Annotated in this window: 29 protein-coding genes and 1 pseudogene; 14 read left to right on the top strand and 16 right to left on the bottom strand. The window is 57.4% G+C overall.

Features of this window, described 5'->3' with window-relative positions; genetic code table 11:
* Positions 1-4 precede the first annotated feature (4 nt).
* Positions 5-820 carry a 3-methyl-2-oxobutanoate hydroxymethyltransferase gene (panB, locus tag ACIPIZ_RS03265; protein ID WP_064390364.1) on the bottom strand — a complete coding sequence of 272 codons (816 nt, stop codon included), beginning with the start codon at positions 818-820 and terminating at the stop codon, positions 5-7.
* A 296-nt stretch (positions 821-1,116) separates the two neighbouring features.
* Here panB and ACIPIZ_RS03270 point away from each other — a divergent pair, with 296 nt between their 5' ends.
* The gene (locus ACIPIZ_RS03270; RefSeq protein ID WP_064390365.1) at positions 1,117-1,599 is read left to right on the top strand and encodes a GNAT family N-acetyltransferase; all 483 of its coding nucleotides are present in this window, start codon (positions 1,117-1,119) and stop codon (positions 1,597-1,599) included.
* Between the two features lie 157 nt (positions 1,600-1,756).
* Positions 1,757-3,298, top strand: coding sequence for a methyltransferase regulatory domain-containing protein (locus ACIPIZ_RS03275; protein WP_401163939.1), 1,542 nt, complete (start codon positions 1,757-1,759; stop codon positions 3,296-3,298).
* A 49-nt stretch (positions 3,299-3,347) separates the two neighbouring features.
* Here ACIPIZ_RS03275 and ACIPIZ_RS03280 read toward each other — a convergent pair whose 3' ends face one another.
* Complete coding sequence (locus tag ACIPIZ_RS03280; protein ID WP_401163941.1) at positions 3,348-3,824, bottom strand: anti-virulence regulator CigR family protein; 477 nt, start codon at positions 3,822-3,824, stop codon at positions 3,348-3,350.
* Positions 3,825-3,879: 55 nt separating this feature from the next.
* Entirely contained in the window at positions 3,880-4,083 is a 204-nt protein-coding gene (locus ACIPIZ_RS03285; RefSeq protein WP_064390368.1) for a hypothetical protein, read from the bottom strand.
* An 85-nt stretch (positions 4,084-4,168) separates the two neighbouring features.
* Here ACIPIZ_RS03285 and ACIPIZ_RS03290 point away from each other — a divergent pair, with 85 nt between their 5' ends.
* The 6 genes from ACIPIZ_RS03290 to ACIPIZ_RS03315 all read left to right on the top strand — a co-directional run bounded on the left by ACIPIZ_RS03290 (position 4,169) and on the right by ACIPIZ_RS03315 (position 8,309).
* Positions 4,169-5,077 carry an alpha/beta fold hydrolase gene (locus ACIPIZ_RS03290; RefSeq protein WP_105707617.1) on the top strand — a complete coding sequence of 303 codons (909 nt, stop codon included), beginning with the start codon at positions 4,169-4,171 and terminating at the stop codon, positions 5,075-5,077.
* 67 nt (positions 5,078-5,144) lie between these two features.
* Complete coding sequence (locus ACIPIZ_RS03295; RefSeq protein WP_401163943.1) at positions 5,145-5,468, top strand: gamma-glutamylcyclotransferase; 324 nt, start codon at positions 5,145-5,147, stop codon at positions 5,466-5,468.
* A gap of 34 nt (positions 5,469-5,502) precedes the next feature.
* Positions 5,503-5,667: a DUF2986 domain-containing protein gene (locus tag ACIPIZ_RS03300; RefSeq protein WP_122660580.1), complete on the top strand. Its 165-nt coding sequence runs from the start codon at positions 5,503-5,505 to the stop codon at positions 5,665-5,667.
* 472 nt (positions 5,668-6,139) lie between these two features.
* On the top strand, positions 6,140-7,216 hold the full coding sequence (locus ACIPIZ_RS03305; RefSeq protein ID WP_401163945.1) for a hypothetical protein: 1,077 nt from the start codon (positions 6,140-6,142) through the stop codon (positions 7,214-7,216).
* Between the two features lie 32 nt (positions 7,217-7,248).
* Positions 7,249-7,821 carry a hypothetical protein gene (locus ACIPIZ_RS03310; RefSeq protein WP_122660576.1) on the top strand — a complete coding sequence of 191 codons (573 nt, stop codon included), beginning with the start codon at positions 7,249-7,251 and terminating at the stop codon, positions 7,819-7,821.
* A gap of 20 nt (positions 7,822-7,841) precedes the next feature.
* Positions 7,842-8,309 (top strand): hypothetical protein, encoded by a 468-nt coding sequence (locus tag ACIPIZ_RS03315; RefSeq protein WP_401163948.1) that lies wholly within the window; start codon positions 7,842-7,844, stop codon positions 8,307-8,309.
* A gap of 68 nt (positions 8,310-8,377) precedes the next feature.
* Here the strand turns inward: ACIPIZ_RS03315 and msrA are convergent, their stop codons facing one another.
* Positions 8,378-8,881: a peptide-methionine (S)-S-oxide reductase MsrA gene (msrA, locus tag ACIPIZ_RS03320; RefSeq protein WP_105707634.1), complete on the bottom strand. Its 504-nt coding sequence runs from the start codon at positions 8,879-8,881 to the stop codon at positions 8,378-8,380.
* A 152-nt stretch (positions 8,882-9,033) separates the two neighbouring features.
* The gene (locus tag ACIPIZ_RS03325; protein ID WP_105707636.1) at positions 9,034-9,921 is read right to left on the bottom strand and encodes an EamA family transporter; all 888 of its coding nucleotides are present in this window, start codon (positions 9,919-9,921) and stop codon (positions 9,034-9,036) included.
* Positions 9,922-10,028: 107 nt separating this feature from the next.
* Here ACIPIZ_RS03325 and ACIPIZ_RS03330 point away from each other — a divergent pair, with 107 nt between their 5' ends.
* Positions 10,029-10,811, top strand: a complete 783-nt coding sequence (locus ACIPIZ_RS03330) for a helix-turn-helix domain-containing protein (protein WP_122854434.1) — start codon at positions 10,029-10,031, stop codon at positions 10,809-10,811.
* Positions 10,812-10,962: 151 nt separating this feature from the next.
* Here ACIPIZ_RS03330 and ACIPIZ_RS03335 read toward each other — a convergent pair whose 3' ends face one another.
* Together ACIPIZ_RS03335 and ACIPIZ_RS03340 are read right to left on the bottom strand one after the other, a co-directional pair.
* The gene (locus tag ACIPIZ_RS03335; protein WP_401163951.1) at positions 10,963-11,670 is read right to left on the bottom strand and encodes a class I SAM-dependent methyltransferase; all 708 of its coding nucleotides are present in this window, start codon (positions 11,668-11,670) and stop codon (positions 10,963-10,965) included.
* Between the two features lie 112 nt (positions 11,671-11,782).
* Complete coding sequence (locus tag ACIPIZ_RS03340) at positions 11,783-12,232, bottom strand: hypothetical protein (protein WP_253483264.1); 450 nt, start codon at positions 12,230-12,232, stop codon at positions 11,783-11,785.
* Positions 12,233-12,364: 132 nt separating this feature from the next.
* On the opposite strand from ACIPIZ_RS03340, the gene ACIPIZ_RS03345 reads away from it, so the two are divergent.
* A complete protein-coding gene (locus tag ACIPIZ_RS03345) occupies positions 12,365-12,886 on the top strand; it encodes a hypothetical protein (RefSeq protein ID WP_401163954.1) in 522 nt (173 codons plus the stop codon).
* 64 nt (positions 12,887-12,950) lie between these two features.
* On the opposite strand, the gene ACIPIZ_RS03350 is transcribed toward ACIPIZ_RS03345, so the two are convergent.
* The 6 genes from ACIPIZ_RS03350 to ACIPIZ_RS03375 all read right to left on the bottom strand — a co-directional run bounded on the left by ACIPIZ_RS03350 (position 12,951) and on the right by ACIPIZ_RS03375 (position 17,743).
* Entirely contained in the window at positions 12,951-13,388 is a 438-nt protein-coding gene (locus ACIPIZ_RS03350) for an SRPBCC family protein (RefSeq protein WP_105707650.1), read from the bottom strand.
* A 66-nt stretch (positions 13,389-13,454) separates the two neighbouring features.
* Positions 13,455-13,841 carry a nuclear transport factor 2 family protein gene (locus tag ACIPIZ_RS03355; protein ID WP_064390384.1) on the bottom strand — a complete coding sequence of 129 codons (387 nt, stop codon included), beginning with the start codon at positions 13,839-13,841 and terminating at the stop codon, positions 13,455-13,457.
* A gap of 80 nt (positions 13,842-13,921) precedes the next feature.
* Positions 13,922-14,665 carry an SDR family oxidoreductase gene (locus ACIPIZ_RS03360; RefSeq protein ID WP_105707652.1) on the bottom strand — a complete coding sequence of 248 codons (744 nt, stop codon included), beginning with the start codon at positions 14,663-14,665 and terminating at the stop codon, positions 13,922-13,924.
* A 65-nt stretch (positions 14,666-14,730) separates the two neighbouring features.
* Positions 14,731-15,834, bottom strand: coding sequence for an alkene reductase (locus ACIPIZ_RS03365; RefSeq protein ID WP_122854429.1), 1,104 nt, complete (start codon positions 15,832-15,834; stop codon positions 14,731-14,733).
* Positions 15,835-15,947: 113 nt separating this feature from the next.
* Positions 15,948-17,204, bottom strand: coding sequence for a cation:dicarboxylate symporter family transporter (locus ACIPIZ_RS03370; RefSeq protein ID WP_008085680.1), 1,257 nt, complete (start codon positions 17,202-17,204; stop codon positions 15,948-15,950).
* 113 nt (positions 17,205-17,317) lie between these two features.
* On the bottom strand, positions 17,318-17,743 hold the full coding sequence (locus ACIPIZ_RS03375) for a VOC family protein (RefSeq protein WP_008085681.1): 426 nt from the start codon (positions 17,741-17,743) through the stop codon (positions 17,318-17,320).
* A 151-nt stretch (positions 17,744-17,894) separates the two neighbouring features.
* Here ACIPIZ_RS03375 and ACIPIZ_RS03380 point away from each other — a divergent pair, with 151 nt between their 5' ends.
* Positions 17,895-18,821, top strand: a complete 927-nt coding sequence (locus ACIPIZ_RS03380) for a LysR substrate-binding domain-containing protein (protein ID WP_401163959.1) — start codon at positions 17,895-17,897, stop codon at positions 18,819-18,821.
* Positions 18,822-18,853: 32 nt separating this feature from the next.
* Here ACIPIZ_RS03380 and ACIPIZ_RS03385 read toward each other — a convergent pair whose 3' ends face one another.
* Positions 18,854-19,258 (bottom strand): nucleotidyltransferase family protein, encoded by a 405-nt coding sequence (locus ACIPIZ_RS03385; protein ID WP_401163960.1) that lies wholly within the window; start codon positions 19,256-19,258, stop codon positions 18,854-18,856.
* A gap of 124 nt (positions 19,259-19,382) precedes the next feature.
* Between ACIPIZ_RS03385 and ACIPIZ_RS03390 the strand changes: the two genes are divergently transcribed.
* The 3 genes and pseudogenes from ACIPIZ_RS03390 (at position 19,383) to ACIPIZ_RS03400 (ending at position 21,491) form a co-directional block, all read left to right on the top strand.
* Positions 19,383-19,865 (top strand): HIT family protein, encoded by a 483-nt coding sequence (locus ACIPIZ_RS03390; RefSeq protein WP_122660567.1) that lies wholly within the window; start codon positions 19,383-19,385, stop codon positions 19,863-19,865.
* A 40-nt stretch (positions 19,866-19,905) separates the two neighbouring features.
* Complete coding sequence (locus ACIPIZ_RS03395; RefSeq protein WP_401163963.1) at positions 19,906-20,037, top strand: hypothetical protein; 132 nt, start codon at positions 19,906-19,908, stop codon at positions 20,035-20,037.
* An 894-nt stretch (positions 20,038-20,931) separates the two neighbouring features.
* Positions 20,932-21,491 (top strand): annotated as a pseudogene (locus tag ACIPIZ_RS03400) (fasciclin domain-containing protein).
* Between the two features lie 148 nt (positions 21,492-21,639).
* Here the strand turns inward: ACIPIZ_RS03400 and ACIPIZ_RS03405 are convergent.
* Complete coding sequence (locus tag ACIPIZ_RS03405) at positions 21,640-21,894, bottom strand: hypothetical protein (RefSeq protein ID WP_064390717.1); 255 nt, start codon at positions 21,892-21,894, stop codon at positions 21,640-21,642.
* Between the two features lie 176 nt (positions 21,895-22,070).
* Complete coding sequence (locus tag ACIPIZ_RS03410; RefSeq protein WP_064390390.1) at positions 22,071-22,439, bottom strand: hypothetical protein; 369 nt, start codon at positions 22,437-22,439, stop codon at positions 22,071-22,073.
* Positions 22,440-22,486 lie beyond the last annotated feature (47 nt).

Genomic DNA, 22,486 nt, shown 5'->3' on the forward strand with positions numbered 1-22,486 from the left:
GCGCTCAAAGCCCATAACAATGGCGCGCCTCCGGGAAGCGGCCATCGCGCACATCGTCGGCAAAACGCGCACACGCATCACGAATCACCGCGCCGACGTCGGCGTAGCGTTTGACGAAGCGCGGCAAATGCTCACCGCCAAGGCCCAGCACATCTTCGGTGACCAGCACCTGCCCGTCGCAGGCAGGCGAGGCGCCAATGCCGATGGTGGGCATTTTCGAGTCCAGGGTAATCTGCCGGGCCACGCCTTCAGCGACGCCCTCCAGCACCAGGCTGAAGGCGCCGGCGTCGAGATTGGCCCGCGCGTCTTCGGCAATCAACGCACCCGTTTCAGCAGTCAGGCCCTGTGCCTTGAAGCCGCCCATGACGTTGACGAACTGCGGCATCAGCCCGACATGCGCCATGACCGGAATACCGCGCGCCACCAGAAACTCGACCGTCGACGCCAAAGCCTTGTTGGCTTCCAGCTTGACCGCATCGCAACCGGTGCGCGCCAGCACCTGCGCGCAATTGCGAAATGCCTGCTCATGGGATTCCTGATAACTGCCAAACGGCATGTCGGCAATCACGCAGGCCAGGCGCGTGCTGTCGACCACCGCGCGGGTGTGGCCGATGATCTCCTCAAGCTGCATGCTCAGTGTCGAGGCTCGGCCGTAACCGACCATGGCCGTGGAATCACCGACCAGAATAAAGTCGACGATCGGGTCGATCAACTTGGCGATGGGGCTGGAATACGCCGTGAGGGAAACGATTTTCTCCTGACCTTTCATGGCCACCAGTTGCGGCACAGTCAGGCGTCTGTTGCGAAGATGAAGGCTCATGCGCACCCCCAGGAGTCGATTGCCGGTAAAGCGTGATCAATGCGTCGCGTTTCCATACAGTGCCCAATATCCAAGAATTCGAGCGCTTGATTATTGGTTTATCGCCGAAGGATTCAATGTACAGATTTGCCTGAAAAACCGACCCAGGTTCAGGTCCGGCAGCGTGTCTGCACCTGCTGACTTGCAACCTTGGTAAAGTGTTGCCTGCCAAGCCATGCAGGATTGCAGCTGGACACGACCCAAGCCGCACACCCGCGCGGACCAGCCCCCAACATGACCAAGGAGCGTCACCCGTCATGGATAAAGACATTACCTATCGAACCGCCACCGTCGAAGATGCACTGGCGATGTGCGAGCTGGGCCAATTGCTCAATTCGGTACACCATGCAGCCCGGCCCGATATCTACGCCGCCGCGACTGGGGATTTCGCACGCGACTTGCCGCACTGGTCCAGCGTTTTCGAAAAACCGGGCCAGGTGGTATTCCTCGCGAGCGTGGGCAATCATGTCGTTGCGTTTATTACGGCCAGCGTGTCGGCCAGTACCGGGCCATTGGTGCAACCGCAAAATGTCGTGCGCATTGGCTCGGTGTGCGTGGCCGAGCCGTTCTGGGGTAAAGGCATTGGCCGCGCGTTGATGCACCGGGTCAAACACTGGGCCATCGAGCAGGATGCCCAGGACTTGCGCCTGACGGTCTGGCCGTTCAACGAACGCGCGGTGCGTATGTATGCGGAATTCGGGTTCGAGACGCGTGCGCTGGAAATGGGCATGCGCTTGTGAGCGGCGGACAGCTGCGACAATGAACAATCGTGAGCCTGCGAAATATCCGCATGGCCCCTATCGAATGGTTCGATCCTGCCGACAACCCCCTGATGGACAGCGCCAGATTGAACGACGCAAGTCCCATCCCTCATTTTTGATGCAAGAGGCTGCACCTATGAGCAACGCCTGGAACGAAGGTTATTTCACCGACGAAGGCTACACCTACAGCTATAGCCGGGAAATCAATCCGGTTTTCCAGCGTTACTGCCTGTTGTTGCGCGGCTTTGCCAGTCTGGACAATCCCGACGGCTACCACTGCGAACTCGGCTTCGGTCAGGGCGTGTCGATCAACATCCACGCCACAGCCAATCCTGCCGGTTTCGTCGGTACGGACTTCCATCCGGGTCAGGCGGCCCATGCCATTGAACTGGCGGAACTCAGCAACAATGGCGCAAAGCTGTATGACGACAGCTTCGAGCAACTGCTGGCGCGCCAGGACTTGCCGCAGTTCGACAGCATCAGCCTGCATGGCATCTGGAGTTGGGTCAGCCGTGACAACCACAAACTGATCGTCGAGTTCGCCCGCCGCCACCTCAAACCGGGTGGTCATCTGTACGTCAGCTACAACGCTTTGCCGGGCTGGTCGCCTTCAGCGCCGTTGCGCCAATTGTTCAGCCTGCATGACCGCTTTGCCAGCCACTCGGCCCGCCCGGATCAGCGCATCGATGCCGCGTTGCAGTTTTCCGAGGCGCTGCTGGCGGCCAATCCCAAGTACGCGATTGCCGCGCCGCACCTGGGCGCCAGACTGCAGACCATCAAAGGTCAGGATCGCCAATACGTCGCCCACGAATACTTCAATCGCGACTGGAACTGCATGTTTTTCGCCGACATGGCCGATGCGTTGGCCCCGGCCAAGCTCGACTACGTCACGACGGCGGTGCCGATGGACTCGGTCGATGCGCTCAATCTGAGCGCCGAGGGGCTGGCCTTTCTCGACGGTATCGAGCATCCGATCATGCGTGAACAGGCGCGTGACTACTTCGTCAATCAGGCTTTTCGTCGCGATCTGTACGTGCGCGGTGCCAACCGACTTAGCGCTGCCGAGCGTCGGTCGCGCATGCTCAAGACCCGATTTATCCTGATGCAGCCGGCAGAAACCGTGGCGTCCAGCGTCACTGGCCCTGCTGGCGAAGCCTCGTTGCAACCGGAGATTTACCGCCCGGTCCTCGATGCGCTGGCGGGCCAGACGTATGAAGCCAAAACCATGCAGCAGTTGCTCGCCGACGTGGCGCCGATGGCCTATGACGATCTCGAGCAAGCCCTCGCCATCCTGGTCGGCATGGGCGCCGTAGCCCCCTGCCAGAGCGAAGCCACCGAAGCGCTGGTGTACGAACGCTGCGCCGCGTTCAACCTGCAACTGTGTAAACGCGCCCTGTTCAACGCCGACATTCAGGTGCTGAGCAGCCCGGTCACCGGCGGTGGCGTCGCGGTCAGCCGCTTCCAGCAACTGTTCCTGATAGCGATCCGCCAAGGCAAACAGCACCCGGCGGAATGGGCGCAACTGGTGTGGAGCGTCATCTCCCAGCAAAACGAAGTGCTGCTCAAGGACGGCAAAACGCTGACCACTGCCGAAGCCAATATCGCCGCGCTGACCGAACAGGCCCAGGCCTTTGCCGAGCAATCGCTGATCGTGCTGAGCGCTTTGAAAATCGTTTGATCGGGGTGGGTGGTGCAAGGATGCACCGCCCGTTCAGCCAAGCGGCAACTTAATCAAACGCGCCATTGAGCACTTCATAAATCAGCCCGGTGGCCAGCGCGACCAGGATCAGATCCGTGCCCGCCTGTTGCCATTCGTAGCCATCGTAATGCGGCAGTTGCCCAGTCAGACGTCCATCCAGTTTTTTCGCGATCCCCGGCGGCAGCGGTTTGCCCCGGGCGAGGTTCTTTTGAATACCGGGAGGCAGCGTAGGCCCAGGGCTCCAGTAGTCGCGGTAGCCGCCGACAATCCCGAGCACATTGCCGCGATCAATGCTGGGGCCATGACTCCAGTCGCCACCGCCGTTGTTGCCCTTGCTGGAATTGCCTTTCTGGTTACCGTGGCCCTGCATGTTCTGGGGATTGCCCTTGCCGTTGCCCTGGCCTTTGCCATTTCCATTGCCATTACCGGGATCGGCTGACGTTGCCGCGCTGACAATCAGCGCAAGCGATGCAACCGCTGCAATCAATGCCCGTGATCCAATCATGCGGCGTTCCCTCTGCGTTAAGTAAACCGATGTCTTTTGGTCGCTGTGAGACAGTTTAGTTGATCGGGGCAGGAGCGGCGTTGCCAGCACGGATGTAACGCGCCGGATCGAGGCCGCGCTCCTTCACCAGACGGTCGATCAGATAGCTACCGGCAGTCTGTGGCTGATCCGGGTATTCGGCGTAGTGCCATCGGCCCGGGTACAGCGGCTGCACATCGACGCCGGGAAAGTACGGCGCCAGCGCATCGACCACGTGCACGCCGATTCATGCACAGCGCCTTCACAGGCGCAAATGGCGGATACGACTACGCTCATTCCATTCCCCACACGCTTGGACTCGTCCCATGACCCGCCTGTTTTTCACAACGCTGACCTTGCTCGCCCTCAGCCTGCCGGCTCACGCTGACGTCACGCCGTTCCCCGCTGCCTTCAAGACCCAGGACATCAAAGTCGAAGGCGCAACAATGCACGTGCGCGTTGGCGGCAAAGGCCCGGCCGTGGTGCTGTTGCATGGCTTTGGCGATACCGGCGACATGTGGGCGCCGCTGGCGGCGGATCTGGCGCGGGACCACACCGTGGTGGTGCCGGACTTGCGCGGCATGGGCCTGTCGTCGATCCCGGACGGCGGCTACGACAAGAAGACGCAGGCGGCAGACATTCGTGGAGTATTGAGCGCGCTGAAAATCGAACATTCGGTGGTGATCGGCCATGACATCGGCACCATGGTCGCGTTCGCCTATGCCGCGCGGTATCCGCAACTCACTGATCGGCTGGTGGTGATGGATGCCCCCGTACCCGGCATCACGCCGTGGAACGACATCGTGCGTTCGCCGATGCTTTGGCATTTCGACTTCGGCGGCGCCGACATGGAGCGTCTGGTGGCCGGGCGCGAGCGCATCTACCTCGACCGCTTCTGGAACGAGTTTGCCGGCACGCCCGCCAAGGTCGACGAAGGCACCCGCCAGCATTACGCCAAACTCTACGCCCGCCCTGGCGCCATGCACGCCGCATTCGCCCAGTTCCGCAGCATCCGTCAGGACGCCATCGATAACGCGCCGGTTCTGCAACAGAAACTGACCATGCCGGTACTGGCCGTCGGCGGCGAAAAATCCTTCGGCAACAACGAAGCCATCGTCATGCGCAACGCCGCCGACAACGTCACCGAAGTGGTGATCCCGGCCGCTGGACACTGGCTGATGGAAGAAGCACCTACCCCAACCATCAAGGCCGTACGCGACTTTATCGCGATGTGAGCAATTGACGTTGCCTGAACCCGATCCATGCGTCAGGATTCGCCCCTTTTGATCGCAAGGAACACACGTGGAGCATCTATTCGTTTATGGAACCCTTGGCCCGGGGCGACCGAATGAGCACGTCATGTTGAACATCGGCGTCACCTGGCAACCGGCCTCACTCAAGGGCCGCTTGGCGCAAGCGGGCTGGGGCGCGCCAATGGGCTTTCCGGGGTTGGTCCTGGCCGACGATGGCGATGTGATTGAGGGCTTCGTGTTTTCTTCCGGGAATTTTCACGCTCATTGGGCAGCGCTTGATGAGTTTGAAGGGGCTGAGTATCAGCGTGTTTTGACGCAGGTGACGTTGGCTGATGGCACCGCGCTGGAAGCCTGCGTTTACGCCCTTCGATAGTTGGTTTTTTACCTTTGCTTACTGAGTAACACACATGAATCGTCAGAAGAAACTGAAACAGTTGTTCAAGGAAAAGGCCAAGAAGGCTAGCGCGAAGTTGGCGCCGAAGAAGCCGAAGTATATTAGTAAGGCCGAAAGGGCGAAGTTAGAGGTCGAAGGTCAGGAAGGAGCAACGTTGATCGAATCCTCCGAGGGCTGAGTTGGTTCCTGGGTGGGTCGCATGATCAATCTGACGTCCCCACTCTAAAGTCCCGACTGTCAACTCGCACCGCCCGGCAATACAGTCGGCTCGCCGGCTGGAACCTGAGCTGGTGCAACGACAAGCTACTGTCTTGCAGGTACTCTCGACGGTCCGCTGGTGGCCATCGTTCAGTTCACCATCAATGAACTCGGGCTCAACGAAAACGATTGTAAAGACGTCCGTGAAGAGTATGCCGAGGAACATTGGGAGGACCAAACCGATACGTCATGGGGCAGGCTTGTCAAGCGATGTCCTTTTGTCGCTCGGGAGATGGATCGCCAGGGCCGCAAAGAAGGCCCACCCTAGTTTGGCGTAAGAGGTGCGCAGCGCATTGCGAGAACCGGCAGTGGACGCAGTAATAGCGCTAGGCTACCGTTTAGTCCTGCGTTACCGCCCAGCAATACAAGTCAGCGATTCAAGGAGGATTGGCTTGCCCTATTCAACAGTCTTCCGACCCAGCGCAGAGCTACAAGGCAAGGCATTGTCAGCTCATACCGTTGCCACGTTCATGGCCACCCAAGGCGTTTTCAAACTGACAGAACTGACCTCGGGCAAGGCGATGCGGCGAGACGTCCTGGAGTTTCTTTTGCGCAAGCGGGCAATTGAATACTGGTCGGAAAACCTTTGGCTAGTGCCCGCCAAAAATACCACCGAGCTACGCCTGACCGACGCAGGTCTGGACAAGCTAGAAGACCGTCTGCAAGGCCGGGCCGGCGCACAGAGTGTGACATCCTCCCAAGTACAGCGGGCCCTGAATATGATTTTCAGCGGCTCTGAACATGACGATATGGAAAAGCGCGACTTCGAGGCCGATACACCGTTTTTTGCGGTTAAAGGTCGCGGAGAACACAACGGCGTGTCCTTGTTTCCTCATCGATATGCGGATGGCACTTACGTTGCTACCACTTCCAAATATCAAAGTGACTATGTTTACACCGAGCGACTGGATGAACTCGAGGCACTTGTGCGTTCAGGCTATGGCGCCCGCATGTCAAACCCGGCTGTCGAACAAGGTCCGTCATATATCACCCACAATAAAATCAGATTCAGCCGAGACGAGAACTCGACATTGGCATTGAGGCGCGTGCTTTCAGTGTTGGCTGCACATGATGATCTGAGCGGCATGACACTTGCTGAGTATCGGAAAGAACAAGCCTTGTTGAGAGCCTGGTTGCTGGGAGGTCGGCATCAGGGCCTTTGCGTACTGTGCGGCCGAACCATGCCTCAGGAACTGTTGATCGCCGCCCACATCAAGCCTCGTAAAAAAGCCAGTCGCACCGAAAGACTCGACTTTTCGAGTATTGCGGCACTCATGTGTTCATTGGGATGTGACAGTCTGTTTGAAAAAGGCTTTGTTTATGTCGTAGATGAAAAAATACACCTGAATCCCAAAAGAACATTTACCCGCACGCTGGATGAGGCAGTACAGCCTCTGGCCGGCAGGGTCGTGCCAAATTGGGCTGAAAGTTCAGAATATTACACGTGGCACGCAAAGCAATTCGGCTGAAGAAGCCAATGACGATACTCACCGGAGCCGCTATGAATCATGAACCTCAAGTCTTGGCGGCAATAGATTTGAAAAAGAATAAAGACGCCTTTCTCATTTACGAAATCGGATTACTTAGCCTGAAAGCGGCGCTTTCAACACGAGCGACAGCCTGGCCCATCTACTCGTCTGCCTGCGATGCCTCTCAACGGCAAAAGGTCAAGCATGAGTTTCGTAACGTACTGGATGGGATTTTTACCAAGTACTCGAATGGAGGCGTTACCGAACGTGAGCATGTTGAATACATCGAGAACCTCTCGTTAACGTTTTCCGCCGATCACGCTAGTGCACTGCACAACGGCCGACTCAGGTTTGGCGTCGCTCAAAAGTTGATCAACATTCACTTGAAGTACTTGTGGGTGGCGGGGTTCTGCCCGGAGCCACTACATTGTCCACTGGACGGTATTGTCCGCGACTTGGCGAGTCTGGATTACGACTGGATCTCCAGCGACTCGAAGTCAGAGTATGTGAATGCCATTGCTCGACTCAGAAAAAAGAGCGCGCCAAGAAGCCTGTCGGTGTGGGAACTTCAGGAGTTTCGTCGCAGGTTCCAGTCCAAACCCTAAGCGCTTTATCTGAGTGCACGATGAAAATGATCGCGGGCGTCGCTATCTATCTCGCAGGAGGAGTTGCCCTCTTCCCTTTCCTCGAGTTGTTGCGTCCGGTCGGTATGACTATCGACAGCTTTTATTCGTGGCTTTCGATCGGCTCCGGCGTAGAAACAGCACAACGCCTTAGCTTGAGCTTTATCTACGCAAGCCTGTTTCATCTGGTCTGTGCGGCGTGTTCTTCAACGTCTGCGCGTAGTTGGGTGTCCGCGATCAGGATCAAAGATCTTTGCGCTCGTGCCTTGTGGTGCCTGGGTTCATTTTCGATCAGCTTGGTGACGCTCGGACTGGTTGGATTAACCACGTACAAAGTGCCCAAAACGGACTTTCATCAGTATTTTACGTACCTGGTCATCTGCATGCTTCTGGGTGCCTGGGCGTGGTCGCTCATGAGCTTTTTACTGTCTGCCATTCGCTACACTGCAAGAAAACCCTATGAACTATAACGAAAAAGCCCCTGATCTCAGGGGCTTTTCGGTTTGCGGCGAAGTAACACGCGCCCTGCTGAAGTCTCTCAGCGTTTCGGCAGTTTCCAGTTCGGCCGGATGAAGTGGCAGGTGTAGCCATTCGGGATACGTTCCAGGTAATCCTGATGCTCCGGTTCCGCTTCCCAGAACGGCCCGGCCGGTTCGATTTCGGTCACCACTCGGCCTGGCCACAGGTGCGACGCGTCGACGTCAGCGGCGGTGTCTTCGGCGATATCGCGTTGCGCTTCACTGAGGTAATAAATTGCCGAACGATAGCTTGGCCCCAGGTCATTGCCCTGGCGGTTGGGTGTGCTTGGATCGTGGATCTGGAAGAAGAACTCGAGGATCTGCCGATAGCTGATCACCGCCGGATCGAAAACGATTTCGATGGCTTCGGCGTGGTTGCCATGGTTGCGGTATGTGGCATTCGGCACATCGCCGCCGGTATAGCCGACGCGGGTTTGCAGCACGCCGGGATAACGGCGCAACAAATCCTGCATGCCCCAGAAGCAGCCGCCGGCGAGAATGGCAGTTTCGGTTTGACGGGTCATGATCTGTGCTTCCTCTTGAGGGCATTGGTATAGCCATTATTATGAGGGCGCGTTTGCAGATTCCAAGGTGGCGCGACGTTTGATCGGTCCACTAGCGGCCAGGTGGATACTCAAGTTCTTCCCTAAATGCCACATCGCCCCGTCAGCGATGCTCAGGCCATTCGCGCACGACGGCGCGAACACACGCCCTGCAAGTACCCTGAACCCAATACGATCGCCACCAGCACCAACAGGATCAATCCCCATTCCGCGGGACTCGGATGTTGGCCGAGAATCGCCATCGAACTGAAGATGCCAAACACCGGGATCAACAGCGACAGCGGAGCCACGCGCGAGATCGGGTATTCGCGCAATAGCAGGTTCCAGCCCCAATAACTGAAGTGCGTCGCTGCATACACCTGGAACGCGAGTGAAAACACGGTCATCGCATTGAGCTGCGCAGGCAGTGCGATAAAGGGTGCCGAGCCATGCAGAGCCCACGTCAGCAACATCAGCGGGATCGGCGGAAACAGGCTGGCCCACACCACGAACGCGAAGATCTCGCGCACCTTCGACACTTTGATGATGACGTTGCCGACGCTCCAGGCCATCGCGCTGCCAATCACCAGTGCCAGCCCTGCCCTCGACGCGGCGCCAGGGCTGCACAAGACGATGCCCAGCAACCCTGCGGCCGCCAACAGCGCGCCGAGCAATTGCGGGCGCCCGAGACGCTCGCCAAAAAAAATCACGCCCCAGCCCAAAGTGAAAAACGCACTGCACTGGATCAGCAGTGATGCCGTGCCCGGCGGCACTCCCCATGCGATGCCCTGATTGATCAACGCCCACATCGCGACGCCAAAGATCAGTCCGTAAGCGGCTAGCCATCGAAACGCTACCCGTGGGCGCTCGACGAAAAACACCCAGGGCAACGCCGCCAGCGCGAAACGCAACGCGGTCAGCAACAACGGATCGATGTTGGCCAGGCCCAGCTTGGTCACGGGGAAATTCAGCCCCCACACCGCTGTAACCAGAATCGCCAGTAGAAGGTGTTTCTTTTGCATGTTCAATCGTCCCCACGCCGAGCGGAAGTGCTCGTACCGGGAGAAATATGCAAGCAATCGAGCTGGCCCGCTTTCAGCCACAGGCCATCTTTCATTAGAATCGGGCCATGCGCACATTCACCGGTCATCCCTACCAGAACACACCACGCGATGCGGTCGTGACCGCCGTTGATTACGCGGACGGTACGTTGTTCCCGCTGCACGATCATCAACGGGGTCAGTTCGCCTACGCCGCCAGCGGCGTCATCACCGTGTTCACCGGCGACGGCAACTGGGTCGTTCCACCCCAGCGCGGCATCTGGGTGCCCGCACACCTCCCCCACTCCATGCAAATGCGTGGGCCGGTGACCCTGCACAACACCTATATCCGCAAACAGGCGGCGCAGCGACTGGGGTTGTCGGACCAATGCCAGGTACTCGACGTGTCGTCATTGCTGCGGCAGTTGCTGTTGAAAGCCATTGACGTGCCGGCGCGCTATTCCAGCCAAGGGCGCGACGGTCATTTGATGAGTCTGCTGCTGCACGAGATTGCCGCGATGCCCGTACTGTCGCTGAATGCGCCGCTGCCGGCAGAACCCCGTCTGGCGTCGGTGTGTCGCGAGTTCCTGAACCTCCCTTCGCTGGAAGTGGGTATCGATGAGATGGCCGTACGTGCAGGAATGAGCCGGCGCACCTTTACCCGGCATTTTCGACTGCACACCGGGATCAGTTTTATCGAATGGCGGCAACAGGCTTGTCTGCTCGCAGCGGTGGTGATGCTGGGCAAAGGTCAGTCGGTCACTCAGGTTGCCATGGCGTTGGGGTATAGCAGTTCAAGCGCGTTTGCCACGGTATTCAAGCAATTGCTGGGGGAAGTGCCGAGCCGTTATGTCGTCGAGCAGCATTTTTAAAGATCAAAAGATCGCAGCCTTCGGCAGCTCCTACAGTTAACTCTATTCCAATGTAGGAGCTGCCGAAGGCTGCGATCTTTTGATCTTGCCATCCCAAACCGGCAACACGAGACCGATCTGAATCAGCCGCAGAACCCTGCAAGACCCGCGCTCAGAGCGTTTTACAAACCAGCCAGGCGCCCCAGAAAAGACTACTGAAAAATCGCGTTGCATCACCAAACCCGGCGTCATGCAGCAACTGCTGAACCGCAGCTTCGGAATGCGGAGGATCAGCGCCCTGCAGAATCTTCCCCAGCTTGGCCTGTACCTCCTGCGCACTTGCACCCTGCTGCCGCCAGCGCTGGCCCCAGGCCTGAAGCAACAACGGTTGGCTGGCGTAGGCGTAATGATTGCCCGCCACAATCAATGGCGCGCCTGGCTTGAGTCGAGCCTGAACCGCGCGCAGGATTTGCTGCTTGGCCGCATCGCCCGGCAGGTGATGGAGCACGCCGATCAAGGTCGCTGCATCAAAGCTCTCATCCGCCGGCAGATCCTCGACCTGCCCCAGATGCACCTGCGTTCTAGGCAACAGATCGTTAGCCTGTAACTGCTGCGTCGCGGCCTCCAGCATCGGCGCAGACGGATCGACAGCGGTGAACGTCCAACCCGGCTCCAGCGCGCCCATCGCAATGATCTCCTGCGCCGTCCCCCCCGCGCCGACCACCAGCACCCTGGCCGATCGAGACTGGCCGAGACTGGCGGCCAACATGCACGCGGCCAGATCGTGACAGGCGTCATAACCGGCCAGGGCGATACGACTTTGCTGGGCGTATTCGTTGGCGCGGGCGGTGTCGAATTTTTTTGCAGAGGTCGATTGCATGGCGTTGCTCCTTGTTATTTGAGCAACTTACGCCGTGAACGGAGACAAGCAAAATTCATTAATTTTATGCTTGGCATTCCCCTGAGGAATGCCCCTCACCAACGATTGGCGCTTATTCACAGACTCGCGGTTTTACGCCACGGATAGCGTTGCGGCAGTCTTCCAGTAATTGTTCGCGGAAGGGTTCGATTTCCTCCCAATCCATCAACTGCATCAACGCTGCAGCTGTGGTCCGAAGTGGCTGCCACTCTTCATGATCGAACATGAACCAGTCGTCACAGTGAAAAGCCGCGTCAGTCAGCGCATTACACTGCTCCCAGAGAAGTTGCAGGCGCGTTCTGATCTCTACGGGTAACGCGCTGCCGCAAGCGGTGAGCGTTCTTTCCAGTGGCAACATCACTTCAGACCAGGTTTCACAAGCCGGGCAGTACGGAATCCCACATCGCTGCAAATCCGCCGTCATGGCCAAAAAATCAAGCGCCTGCAACCCTTCGCAAACGGAAAAAACCCGGCTGTACTCATCCTGGCCATACCAGCCCCACAATATTTCTGAAAACTTCATGACGCCCCCAAAGAACACTCCAGCCGAAACATCGTGCCGCGTGCACTTTATCAGCGTGCTGTCGGCGACAGAATACGCCCGGCCCGGCTAAAATTCGCAGCCTGCTGACCCCGCATCAAGAGGTAGTGCTAAGTGTTGAACCGTTTTATCGCCTCGCGTGAAAGGATGGCCGTGGATTTAAGCCAGGCACGCTTACTGGTAGGCCAGACACTTCACGCGCTACTGCACGACCAGTACTATTTCAACGGTGAACCGTGCCCGCGAGATGCAGGTTCACTGCTATGGCGGTTTGGCGAAGATCAAACCCTTGCGATGTACCTGCTCAGCGATGGTGAAAGTGTCGGCGCCGATCAAGCGGACCTGCAATTGCCGGCATCTTTTCGCATTGAGGAGGATGGTGAATGCTCGTGGCGGCGAGAGGATTTGCTGGCCGAGTTATCCCGCCTCGCGATTGCAGCCAAGCTCATCACACAGGTTCAAGGCGTTATCGACAAGTGGCCGGATCAGCAGAGCCGGCTGGTCGCTTTCAAAATCACGTTCGAGACTGGCGACTACTTGGTCTATCTGAACCGTGGGGATGACGCCGTTGTGTTGATCAACGAAATGCCCCCGGAGGTGGTGGGTGTCGACACGCGGGTATTGGACGCGTTTTAAATAACGCCGTAATGACAAACCAGTGGCGAATGAAATGCCGCTCGCCACTGGCCAGCGTCGTACATTACTGAAACAGCAATGCCTGAAGCCCCTTGTGTCCCTCGACAATCAGGCTGCGAATCAACGCCTGATACTGCTCGGCCGTATTCGGCTGTTGCAGGTCGAAACTTGCTGACCAGGTAACGAGCGTCTGGCTGCACTCCGTCAACGCAACCAACCGTACCGTCGCCACGTAATTATCCAGCGGCAAGGGTGCTTCCTCGAAACGATAGGACAGCGTTAATCCTCGATCATCGACCGACAACAAGCGCTCCCTGACCACAGCGCCATCGGCCAGGACCAGTCTGCGAACGCAACCTGTCAGGCCATCAGGCACGCCGCCTTCGATCTCGCTGTTCACAATCGAAGGATGCCATTTATGGATCTCGCCAAATTTCTTCAAGACGTCCCAGACCTGCTCTGCACTGCGCTCCAGAACAGCGGAATAATCAACCATCGTCATCGTATAAACCCTTCAAATAGACAGTTCGCCGATCCCGGCAACAGGCCTGCCGGGACCGGTTGATGCTTACGCGTCGAACTGGTGATACACCTTGGCAATCACCTTCCAGACGCTGTCCATTTTGATCAGCGTCAGATAGTCGTTGTAGTCGGCGCCAATCGCATCGTTCTCCATATCGACACGCACCACGGCGGTGGTCGGGGTGATTGCCAGTACGTCCAGGCGCGTGGTGATTTCAGGGGCGCCACCGTTCTTCTCGACAAAATCGAACAGGTTGCTGATCGGGCCACCCAGCAGTTCGCCGTTGGTGAAACCGTACATCACTGCATCTTTATGGAAGGCCTGTGCAACGCCAGCAGCGCTGCCGACCCGCAAACCTTCGACATACTGATTGGCGGTGGCGATGACAGCGTTGTATTCAGCGGTCGATACTGCCTTGATGTTTTTTGACATGGTTGTTTCCTCTTGATGTAGACGAGCGATCAGAGTCGCTTTCTGGTAAAGCAAATGGGGCAAAACAGCCGCTATAAACGTCACCAATCCTGGCGCGTCGGCGAGATGATCAAGTCGTTGACGGTGACGTTTTCCGGCTGGTTGAGTGCGTAGATCACCGCGCGGGCGATATCGTCCGGTGCGATGGCGATCCGGTTAAGCGCCTGGGCCGCTTTGCGCCCCTCGGGATCACTGACCTTGTCCGCCCAGCCGGTATTGATCACGCCGGGGCTGACCGTGTTGACGCGAATGCCATGCTGCACACCGAGTTCCTTGCGCATGGACTCGGTCATGGCCTGGACAAAGAATTTGGTAGCGCTGTAAACGCCTGCGGCCGGGCCGACCTGATGGCCCGCCACCGAGTCCATGTTGAGGATCTGCCCGGACTTCTGCTCGAGCATCACAGGCAGCACCGCCGCGATGGCGTTCAGATAGCCTTTGATGTTCACGTCGATCATCTTTTCCCAATCCTGTACGGCCAGGTCGACCCAGTTGGAAAACAGCATCAGCCCGGCGTTGTTCACCAGAATGTCGACGGTGCCGTAAGTTTCCCGGGCGAATCTGGCCAGTGCCTGGGTCTGCTCCGCTTGAGTGACGTCAGTGGTGAACGCGAGCACTTCATGGCCGGCTTCGCGCAATTGGCCGACGAAGGCTTCCAGGCCCTCTGTATCCACTGCCGCAGCCACCACGCGGACACCCTCTGCGGCCAGCGCGCGGGTGGTTGCCGCGCCGATACCAGACGATGCGCCCGTGACGATGGCGACCTTGTTTTGCAGATAATTCATGCTCACACCTCTTGGCGATAATGCGTTGGCGACCCTGCGTCGTACCGGGCGCAGGTCGTGGTTTTTCAGGCGTTGGCGGTTGGCCAGTCGGTGTAACCCTTGGCGCCACCGCCGTAGTAACTCTCGCGTGGCGCGATGGTCAGTTCGAGCCCACGACGCAGACGCGTCACGAGGTCGGGGTTGGAAATGAACAGACGACCAAACGCCACCGCATCAATCCGGCCCTGCGCCCGACGCTCCAGTGCCATCCCCAGGTCGTAGTTGTTATTGCCGATGAATGCCCCTGTGAACTGCGCACTCAATGCATCCAGATCCACACCTTCAGGCACGGTGCGCGAGGTGGCCGTGGCGCCTTCGACGAAATGCAGATAGGCCAGATTGAGGGGATTGAGTTGCCGGATCAGGTAACCGTAAGTCGCCATGACATTGCTGTCGGGCGGCGTATTACCGGCGTCCGGCGTGACCGGCGAAAGACGAATCCCGACGCGCTCGCTGCCCCAGATCGAGACCACGGCTTCGGTGACTTCCAGAGTCAGTCGAGCGCGGTTTTCGATGGAGCCGCCGTATCGGTCCGTGCGCTGGTTGGTGGAGTCGCGCAGGAACTGGTCGAGCAGATAGCTGTTGGCGGAGTGCACTTCCACGCCATCGAAACCGGCGCGCTTGGCATTTTCGGCGGCCAGCCTGTACTGCTCGATGATCCCTGGAATTTCCCAGGTCTCCAGTGCGCGCGGCATCGACACCTCGACAAAACCTTTCTCGGTGTACGTGCTGCCTTCCGCCTTGATCGCCGAAGGCGCCACCGGCGCAGCGCCGCCGGGCTGTAACTCGACGCTGGAAAAACGCCCCACGTGCCACAACTGGCTGACGATTTTGCCGCCCGCTGCGTGTACGGCGTCGGTGACTTTTTTCCAGCCGGCGACCTGCTCTTCCGACCAGATTCCCGGCGTCATCGCATAGCCTCGGCCTTGCGCGGAAATATTCGTCGCCTCGGCAATGATCAGGCCGGCACTGGCGCGTTGGGCGTAGTACGTCGCGTGCATTTCATTCGGTACGCCGTCTTCGGCCATTCGGCTACGGGTCACCGGAGCCATGACAATCCGGTTGGCCAGTTGCAGTGCGCCCATGGTTACAGGTGAAAAAAGGTCGGTGTCTGAAGCGTAATCCGTCATAAATCCTCACAATCAATAGACCGGTCGTCTAGTAAACAAACCCAAAAAAAACGTCCCTGTGTCAGCAGACGTGCACGTGTGATCGGTGCAACCGCAAAGCTGCGTTGTCCCGGCTAGACCCTTGCCGCTGGGTGAGCGGGTAGCGGTTGCAGTTCGACCTTCTCCCACTTGGCGATCACCAGCGGTGCAATGGCATTACCCAATACATTCAACGTGGTGGTGCCGCTGTCGATGATCCTGAAGATACCGGCAATCAGCGCCACGCCCTCCAACGGCAGCCCGGCTGAAGCCAATGTGGCTGACAGAATGATGATGGCAAAACCCGGCACCCCTGCCGCCCCTTTGGAGGTCAGCACCATCGTCACCACCAGCAGAATCTGCTGAGACAACGACAGGTCGATGCCATAAAGCTGCGCGACAAAGATTGTCGCCACGCCGAGAAAAATCGACGCGCCATCGAGATTGAATGCATAGCCCACCGGCACCACGAAACTGACGATCCGACGCGGTACACCGTAGCTCTCCAGCTTGGTCATCAATTGCGGCATGACCGCCGCTGAGGCTGCACTGGAAAACGCCAGAATCAACTCGTTGCGGAAGTAGCGGATCAACTTGAAAATGTTTTCGCCAATCAAGTAGCAAATGCCACCCAGCACCACCAAAGCGAAAACCATCAGTGCCAGATACACCACGCCAATCAACTTGAGCAGCGGCAACAATGAGGCGAAACCAAACGTCGCTACCGTCGCGCCGATCATGCCAAACACCCCGATTGGCGCGTAGGCCATGACAATTGAGACGACTTTGAACATCGCATCAGAGAGGCTCTGAACCACGGCGATGAAAGGCGCACTTTTGTCTTTCGGCAATGCGTTCAATGCCAGGCCCAACAGCACGGCGAAGAACAACACCGACAGCAACTTCGCCTCCGACATCGCCACGATCACGTTGTCTGGAACGATGTTCTGCAAAATCACCAAGGCGCCTTTCGAAGGCTCCAGGTTAATGGCCGCCGAACTGTGCGAGACGCCTGAAATATCGGTCCCGGTGCCGGGCTCGAAGAGGTTGGCGAAACACAAGCCTATGACGATCGCCAGCGCGGTAATCGCAAAGAAGTAGCCGAGCGACTTCGCCCCCATCCGGCCAAACGACTTGCTGTCGCCACCGCCTGCAATCCCCAGGATCATGCAACAGAACACAATCGGTACAACCACCATCTTCATCATCTTGATAAAGATGTCACCGAGCGGTTTTAAGATCTCGGCGCTGACCCATGTTTGATACTGCGGATGCGTATTGAAGTACCAACCGACGAGCACGCCAAGCAACAGCCCGGCAACGATTTGCCACACCAAGGGAATACGTTTCATGTCTAGCCTTCTTGTTGGAATGAAAGGTCTGCGGGTAACCGCAGTTGCTAGAGTCATGAGCTTCCAGCTCACTAGAGATCAAATGGCACAACGCGGTTGTGCCATGCCTGTTGTTACTTGGCGAACAGTTGGCTCATATCCTTGAAAGCCTTGAACTCGAGGGCGTTGCCGCACGGGTCGAACAGAAACATGGTGGCTTGCTCGCCCACCTGACCTTTGAAACGAACGTACGGCTCGATCACAAACTCGGTCCCAAACGACTTCAGACGCTCGGCCAACGCTTCCCATTGCGCCCAACCCAGGATGATGCCGAAGTGTGGCACCGGCACATCGTGACCATCGACAGGGTTGCTGTGAACGCTCTCTTGCGAGGCGGTTTTCGGGTGTTCGTGAATGACCAGTTGGTGACCATAAAAATCGAAGTCGACCCACTGTGTGCTGGAGCGCCCTTCTTCAAGACCAAATACCTCACCGTAAAAGGTCCGCGCTGAAGCCAGGTCGTAAACAGGGATTGCCAGGTGGAAAGGTGAAAGGCTCATCAGAACTCCGGATATTTTTGTTGGTTGGCGAATTCCCACCGTCATTGGCGCTCTCGGTTCAGCCGTTGCCGGGGATGGGAAACATCCTAGGACGGAAAACCAAACAGAAAAATCAATATATATTTCTTAGAAACACAATTAATATTTGTGAATGATCAAAGAACTCAAGACACTCATCGCTGTGGCGCGCGAAGGCACATTCGCTGCGGCCGGCAACAAGATCGGTCTCACGCAGGCCGCCGTCAGCGCACAAATCCAGCGGCTGGAGGCTGAACTCGGCTTCGAGATATTCGACAGAAAAGGCCGCTCGGCGCACCTCAACAAAATGGGCCACCAGATTCTTCTGCAAGCGCAGGAGTTGCTCAGGCTTTACGAAAATCTGGGCTCGACGACGATGGGACAACCGCCCAGTGTGCTGGTCAACATCGGCGCGATCGCGTCGGTGCAGCGTTCCTATTTGCCGGATGCGCTGGCGAAGTTTCACCAACATTGTCCGCAGTGCCGCACGCGTGTGGTCCCGGGGCTGTCGATGGAGATGGTGAACCTCGTCGACGCTGGCGAGATCGACATGGCCGTCATCATTCGCCCGCCTTTCTCGCTGCAGAGCGATCTGCGCTGGACGACTCTGACGCTGGAGCCCTACCGCTTGATCGTGCCGCGCGACGTGCCGGGAGAAGACTGGTCTGAACTGCTCTCCAGCCAACCCTTCATTCGCTATGACCGATCATCCTTCGGCGGCAGGCAGGTCGACCGCTTTCTGCGGCAAATGCATTTCACCTTGCATGAGGTGTGCGAACTGGATGAGCTGGAGGCGATTGTCAAACTGGTGGAAAACGCTGTCGGCGTTGCGCTGGTGCCGCAAACAACGCCCGAACCGCAATGGCCGGCAGGCGTGCGGGCACTCGACCTCGGGGCGCACACTTTTCACCGGGATATCGGCCTGGTCCATCGCTCTCGCCGCAGCATGACTGAACCGGTGCGGAAGATGGCTGACCTGATCAGTGAGCAGGTCAAGGCGGCTTCCTCTAGCAACACAACGCTCATTGACAATGATCAAATCAGGATTGGCGAACCTTGAATCCGCTTACGCAAATTGGCGTATGTCCCTCATCACGCCGTGACGACGATCAACTCCGGCCAGATTTCCTGCCATCTCTTGGATTGAACCCGGTCCAGGAACAGCGCGTATTTTTCAGTGCGGAATCGCTCGGTTGGCCGCACCACCAACGAGAACAGATCGTCCAGTCCCAGCGGCGCCGCCACTTCTATTTCGTCGTCACCCCCCAACCTGACGCCCACCGCCGTGGCGGTTTCCGGCCAACAGGTCATCGCATCGGTGGCCGAATGATAGGGGGTATCGGCGTTGCGCTGATGCAGGTGATCCCAGACCAGACTGCGCACAAAACCTGCCGCGACCCAGCAGTCCGGCAATTCAAGGCCACGAACAGTCCGCAGAACCTGCATTCGTACTCGATCTTGAACCAGCAAAGCCTTGAGTTGCGCTTCGTGGTTCATCCGGTTCCCTCACTTATCCATGGCTGTGCAGTGTTCAATGGCTGACGCCACACGCTGTCATTCGCAGCTTTGCCAAACAAGCTTTGTTACTCTGCCGCATCCACTTCATCAGGACAAACGGCATATGGATATTGCCCCGCAGTTCATTGTTCATGAAACCGACCACTGGCTTATCAACCACCACCTGGCAAGTGCCCTACCCGGCTATCTGATGCTGGGCTCCAAACTCAAAACCTCTTCATTGGCTGACTTATCGGCTGAAGCCCTGGCGGAAATGGGTGGCCTGCTCGCCAGGACCCAGCAGATCATGGAGCGGATATTAACTCCTGCGCATCTCTACATTGGCCGCTTTGGTCATCAACCGGACTGGCCCATTCACTTCCATTTCATTCCTGTTCATCACTGGGTCGAAGACTTGTTCTGGAAGGATGAGCGCTATCGACAACTGGCAAACTTTGCCTACGCTGAAAACGCTCTCGCGGCGACTGACGGTGCCGAGCTGACACTGTTTATCTGGAGGGAGTTTGGAGAAAACCCGACACCTCCAGAGGCGCCGGGGCTGTCGGTCGAAGAAGTGATCACCAAGCTGCGTAATGCGTTCCAGTAAAGAACACCGCAGTTTGATGCGCTGTCGTTACGGAGATGAAATGGCATTCCCCCCTCTGCACAATTTCAAAGTATTCGAGAGCGTCGCCCGCTTGGGCAGTCTGGCGGCGGCTGCTGTTGAGTTGCATGTCACCGTCGGAGCGGTCGCATCGCTGAAGGTCGTGATTGTTTAACGTTTTTTGCGTTGTGTTTAAGGACACTTGGCGTTACGTCCGAAAGGCGCTTGTGAATGCCTGCTTTCGGCCACAAGCGGACATTCTCACAGTATCTTGATAGACATCCTTGAGGCCTTAGAGGCTCTCTGAAATTGGGGACGACTCACTGCGACTCCACCTTAGGGCCGCGCTGTACTCGTCCTCATAACTACCTGCCCAGAAGTCTGCTTGAGGTAAGGACTAAATAGTATTGCTGCCCTCAACGAATGTGCCGCCGACATGCAACTGCTCAAGGATTTTGAGAGCCAAGAGGCCATAGACTACTTCAGGCTTGGTGTCATTTCGGACGTACCGGATGTGGGTAACGACATGTGAGGTGCCAAAGCGTCGATTCGCCTCCGATGTTCCTTCGAGTACGCTTGCAACGATATCAGCCTCAACTAATGGTTCGTGATTACATGCCCCCTGCGGCGGGAGACACTCACAGATCGGCTCATGCTGCTCACCAACTCCTAGGCGCAGTTGCAGGAGATTATGCCGAGGCCCAGTAATACGTGAAGCGGCAAGGTACTCTCCGTGGCGGACGAAATGCATGTAATGTGGCTCTACTGTTTGGTTAAAGGGTGCACTCTAGCCCATCGTAGAGGCTCAATCATGCCCGTCGAGTGGAGTAGCTTGCTGGCATTAGTGGCAACCACTCTGAAGGAATGCCGACGTTCTTTCACAGTACTGAATCGGTCCTTCTTCCGTAGACGCTTTCAAAGGACCGCTTTTGGCCGATAGCAGCCATCCACAAACGCCCTGCGCCAATCAAAAACCGCGACCAAAATCCCCCCACACTGCATCCATTCCCCCCTGCTCCGTAAATTCATCACCCTCACCCGAAGGGTCGAAGAATTCAGGAGATGCATCATGCACACGTTCATCAAACGCATTGCCCTTACCTGCTCACAGTGCTGAGCCTTGGCGCTGGACTCGGTTTCGCCGCCGACACCGTCATGGTTGGTGTCGCCGCCATGTATCCGACGAAAACCATCGTCGAAAACGCCGTCAACGCCAAGGATCACACGACGCTCGTTGCCGCGGTCAAGGCTGCCGGACTGGTTGATACGCTCAACAGCAAAGGCCCCTTTACCGTCTTCGCCCCCAACAATTAGGCCTTCGCCAAGCTGCCCGCCGGGACTGTCGATACGCTGGTCAAACCGGACCACAAGGCAGACCTGACGAAGATCCTGACCTGCCACGTCGTCGCCGGCACCCACACCGCCAAGCAGTTGATGGATGACGCGAAAATGCACAGTGGCAAAGTGATGCTGAAAAACGTTCAGGGCGAATCGCTGACCGTCATGTTGCACGACGGCAAACTGTGGTTGGTGGAAGCAAAAGGTGGCAAGGCTGCAATCACCGTCGCGAACGTCATGCAATCCAACGGCGTGATTCATGTCATCGATACGGTGCTGATGCCGAATTGATTTCTAACGGCCTGGGCGGGCGTTCTTCAGAGCGTTCGCCACGGGTTGGAAGTGGCTCAGCAACCGCTGATAAATCGTTTGGATGACATCCGCGCTCTAACCATTGTCTGAAGTCGCCAGGGCGCGAAGCCCTGGCAGGCAGCAGAGACTACTTTTTCTTTTTCGCAGGCTTTTCTGCCTTGTCTGATTTCTTGGTTTTTTCGGGCTTGCTGTCAGCTTTCTTGGCGGACTTCTTCGGTTCAGGGTCTTTTTTCTTGTCTTTCTTGTCCTTGTCAGAGGATTTCGAAAGCGTCGAGGCCGCCGCAGCTTTCTTCGTCGGTGATGCCTTTTTGTCTTTCAACTCTTTGCTGGCTTTGGAAGCTTCACCTTTGCTTTTCTTATCGTCTTTAGCCACGTTGACCACCTCTCGGAGCATGCCGGTATTGGCACATCGCCTGTGGGAATACCCATAGGCTAATCATTAGGCGAGCGTGTCCGAGAGCGGTTCAAATTCTTTTGTGAAGCGTTATGCAAGGGCCTCACCCCTGACCTGCATAGCCATCACCGCGAAGCCTTTGCGGTGCCTCGTTGTGAGACTGATCAGTTCTGACGAGCGGATACGCCCTTCAGTCGCTTCCCCCAATCGCCGCCATGAATGTTTTGACACTCTTGCTCCGAGTCGAAGCGGACATTGCGATCGGTAAGCTTCAGCTCGATACCGGCCTCACTCAACGCTACAGCCGTCAGCTCGAAGATGCGCACTTTCGCCTCAACCTGAGCGAGCTTTCTATCCGCGAGGGTTTCGAACACCCAGATCACGTTCAGGGTTTCAGCCAGTGCGCTCAGGTCAGCCGTGTGGGTGAGCCAGGTGAAGCCTTTGATTTCAGTTTTTGCTGTTTCGCACGCGTCCGTCAGCGTGGAGATCAGCCGGCGCTCCATGCGCGCCAGTTCACGTTTGCCTGCAGGCATTGCAAGTTCCTTGGAAGATCATCGGGGGAGCGGCATCTCAGGCTGTT

This window comes from Pseudomonas sp. NPDC087690, from assembly GCF_044743175.1.
In the GTDB taxonomy this organism is placed as follows: Bacteria; Pseudomonadota; Gammaproteobacteria; order Pseudomonadales; family Pseudomonadaceae; genus Aquipseudomonas.